This window comes from Corallococcus sp. AB045 (assembly GCF_003668895.1).
Classification (GTDB): domain Bacteria; phylum Myxococcota; class Myxococcia; order Myxococcales; family Myxococcaceae; genus Corallococcus; species Corallococcus coralloides.
Genome location: NZ_RAWN01000342.1, coordinates 2,501 through 5,479, shown reverse-complemented (window position 1 = coordinate 5,479; position 2,979 = coordinate 2,501). Strand labels below are relative to the sequence as shown.

The following is a 2,979-nucleotide window of genomic DNA, read 5'->3' as shown; positions in this document are numbered from 1 at the left end:
GAGGTGCTCTGTCAATTTATGCAGTGAACGACAGTCGCGATCAAATCTTTCAACTTGAGAGTTTGATCCTGGCTCAGAACGAACGCTGGCGGCAGGCTTAACACATGCAAGTCGAACGCATCCTTCGGGGTGAGTGGCAGACGGGTGAGTAACGCGTGGGAACGTGCCCTTCAGTTCGGGATAACCCAGGGAAACTTGGGCTAATACCGGATACGTGCGAGAGCAGAAAGATTTATCGCTGAAGGATCGGCCCGCGTCTGATTAGCTAGTTGGTGAGGTAATGGCTCACCAAGGCGACGATCAGTAGCTGGTCTGAGAGGATGATCAGCCACACTGGGACTGAGACACGGCCCAGACTCCTACGGGAGGCAGCAGTGGGGAATATTGGACAATGGGCGCAAGCCTGATCCAGCCATGCCGCGTGAGTGATGAAGGCCTTAGGGTTGTAAAGCTCTTTCAGTGGGGACGATAATGACGGTACCCGCAGAAGAAGCCCCGGCTAACTTCGTGCCAGCAGCCGCGGTAATACGAAGGGGGCTAGCGTTGTTCGGAATCACTGGGCGTAAAGGGCGCGTAGGCGGCTTTATAAGTCGGGGGTGAAAGCCTGTGGCTCAACCACAGAATTGCCTTCGATACTGTATGGCTTGAGACCGGAAGAGGTAAGTGGAACTGCGAGTGTAGAGGTGAAATTCGTAGATATTCGCAAGAACACCAGTGGCGAAGGCGGCTTACTGGTCCGGATCTGACGCTGAGGCGCGAAAGCGTGGGGAGCAAACAGGATTAGATACCCTGGTAGTCCACGCCGTAAACGATGAATGCCAGCCGTTGGGCAGCTTGCTGCTCAGTGGCGCAGCTAACGCTTTAAGCATTCCGCCTGGGGAGTACGGTCGCAAGATTAAAACTCAAAGGAATTGACGGGGGCCCGCACAAGCGGTGGAGCATGTGGTTTAATTCGAAGCAACGCGCAGAACCTTACCAGCCTTTGACATGTCCGGTTTGGATCCTGGAGACAGGTTCCTTCAGTTCGGCTGGCCGGAACACAGGTGCTGCATGGCTGTCGTCAGCTCGTGTCGTGAGATGTTGGGTTAAGTCCCGCAACGAGCGCAACCCTCGCCCCTAGTTGCCATCATTCAGTTGGGCACTCTAGGGGGACTGCCGGTGATAAGCCGAGAGGAAGGTGGGGATGACGTCAAGTCCTCATGGCCCTTACGGGCTGGGCTACACACGTGCTACAATGGCGGTGACAATGGGCAGCTAACCCGCGAGGGCATGCTAATCCCAAAAAGCCGTCTCAGTTCGGATTGCACTCTGCAACTCGAGTGCATGAAGGTGGAATCGCTAGTAATCGTGGATCAGAACGCCACGGTGAATACGTTCCCGGGCCTTGTACACACCGCCCGTCACACCATGGGAGTTGGTCTTACCCGACGGCGCTGCGCCAACCGCAAGGAGGCAGGCGACCACGGTAGGGTCAGCGACTGGGGTGAAGTCGTAACAAGGTAGCCGTAGGGGAACCTGCGGCTGGATCACCTCCTTTCTAAGGATGATCCCTCAAGGCAACTTTTAGTTGCTTTATCGGATCTCTTTTGAACAAAGAGGCCAGTCAGGCCTCGCTATGCGGGACGCTGCCGTCTTCGTTTCTCTTCTTCTCAATTCCAGAACATCGGTTGGCATGGTTTGCGTCCCTTGGGGTGACCATGCGCGGCCTGGAAGGATGTTCGGGCCTGTAGCTCAGGTGGTTAGAGCGCACCCCTGATAAGGGTGAGGTCGGACGTTCGAGTCGTCCCAGGCCCACCATTATCTTGGGCCTCAAGCGCCGGCCTTCTTCTTGCGAAGGCCGACCGGCCGCCGCCGATCGTTCGGCGGATAGCCAAAGGAGCGGACGCTCCTGCCGGCGACTGAGGCCCACCAAGAATGGGGCCTTAGCTCAGCTGGGAGAGCGGTAGCTTTGCAAGCTTCAGGTCGTCGGTTCGATCCCGACAGGCTCCACCATTCTTTTTGTTCGATCTTTGTGTTCTGGAATGTCAAATGAGGTTCGCGCCTCCCCTCTTGTGTGTGGGAAGCGCGGATGTTTGAAATCGTAAAGAGGCAGCATATTCGGCAAGCGGACAACCTAGTTCCGCGAACCAGCCACGGCCCGCAGCCGTGTGCGTCGGATATGCTTGGCAAGCAAAAAGATGACCTTGCAGAAATGCGAGGTCAGGTCTTTCTTGAGATCATGTCCGGTCTTTGCCGAGCGGACATCGATCATGAGAGTAATCAAGTGTCGTAAGAGCATCTGGTGGATGCCTTGGCGCTGAGAGGCGATGAAGGACGTGGTACGCTGCGAAAAGTCTTGGGGAGCTGCGAACGAGCTTTGATCCAAGAATCTCCGAATGGGGAAACCCACCTTCGACCCTTTGTATTGTGACGTCATCGGTAACGGTGGGGTTGCAATACGGAGGGTCAGATGAAGGTATTAAACTCTGAATTCATAGGGGTTTAAAGCGAACCCAGGGAACTGAAACATCTAAGTACCTGGAGGAAAGGACATCAATTGAGACTCCGTTAGTAGTGGCGAGCGAACGCGGATCAGGCCAATGCCAACATGATCTTCACTGGAACGGCTTGGAAAAGCCGGCACAAATGGGTGATAGCCCCGTACAGGTCAGGGTGATTGTTGGATTTGAGTAGGGCGGGACACGTGAAATCCTGTCTGAACATGGGGGGACCACCCTCCAAGCCTAAGTACTCCTCAGCGACCGATAGTGAACCAGTACCGTGAGGGAAAGGTGAAAAGCACCCCGACGAGGGGAGTGAAATAGTACCTGAAACCGGATGCTTACAAACAGTAGGAGCCCAAGGTTCGTCCTGGGTGACTGCGTACCTTTTGTATAATGGGTCAGCGACTTAAAGTAACGAGCAAGCTTAAGCCGATAGGTGAAGGCGCAGCGAAAGCGAGTCTGAATAGGGCGTTTTTAGTTCGTTGCTTTAGACCCG

The 2,979-nt window shown here is 55.0% G+C and carries 2 tRNA genes and 2 rRNA genes (1 of these 4 running past the window's edge); all 4 read left to right on the top strand.

Annotated features, from left to right (window positions below):
* Positions 1 to 50 precede the first annotated feature (50 nt).
* Positions 51 to 1,537: ribosomal RNA gene (locus D7Y21_RS39995) — 16S ribosomal RNA — on the top strand.
* A gap of 183 nt (positions 1,538 to 1,720) precedes the next feature.
* Positions 1,721 to 1,797 (top strand) — tRNA-Ile (locus tag D7Y21_RS39990).
* 119 nt (positions 1,798 to 1,916) lie between these two features.
* Positions 1,917 to 1,992: transfer RNA gene (locus D7Y21_RS39985), tRNA-Ala, on the top strand.
* A 265-nt stretch (positions 1,993 to 2,257) separates the two neighbouring features.
* Positions 2,258 to 2,979 (top strand): 23S ribosomal RNA (locus D7Y21_RS39980) (it continues 2,088 nt past the right edge of the window).
* Together the 16S and 23S rRNA genes with 2 tRNA genes alongside form the textbook arrangement of a ribosomal RNA operon.